Origin of the sequence: Salinicola sp. MH3R3-1, assembly GCF_001937155.1 — a bacterium.
In the GTDB taxonomy this organism is placed as follows: Bacteria; Pseudomonadota; Gammaproteobacteria; order Pseudomonadales; family Halomonadaceae; genus Salinicola; species Salinicola halophyticus.
This window is the reverse complement of the sequence record NZ_MSDP01000120.1, coordinates 1-480: the sequence shown is the minus strand read 5'-3', so window position 1 is coordinate 480 and position 480 is coordinate 1. Positions and strand designations below refer to the sequence as shown.

Genomic DNA, 480 nt, shown 5'->3' with positions numbered 1-480 from the left:
AGCAGCAAGTGACGTCGATGGCACCATCGCCAGCTACGCACTCGACACCGGCGTGGGTCAGGGCAACGGCAGTCTCAGCTTCAACGCCGACGGCAGCTACAGCTTCACGCCGGGTGCCGACTTCGACAGTCTGGCCGCGGGCGAAAGTCGCGACGTCACCTTCAGCTACACCGCCACCGATAACGATGGCGGCGTGAGTGAACCCAAGACTGTCACCATCACCGTCACCGGCACCAACGATGAGCCGGTGGCTCAGGCGGCTGCGGCCACGACAGAAGAGAACACGCTGCTGACCGGTCAGGTACCGGCAGCGACGGATGTCGATGGCACCATCGCCGGTTATGACCTGGCGACGGATGTCGGCGCTGGCAACGGCAGCCTGACGTTCAGCGCAGACGGTTCCTACAGCTTCGCCCCCGGCACTGACTTCGACGCTCTGGCCACGGGTGAGAGCCGCGACGTGACCTTCAGCTACACCGC

1 protein-coding gene is annotated in these 480 nt (G+C 64.8%); it reads left to right on the top strand.

Features of this window, described 5'->3' with window-relative positions; genetic code table 11:
• A partial coding sequence (locus BTW08_RS18660) for an Ig-like domain-containing protein (RefSeq protein WP_168170692.1) occupies positions 1-480 on the top strand: 480 nt, incomplete at both ends.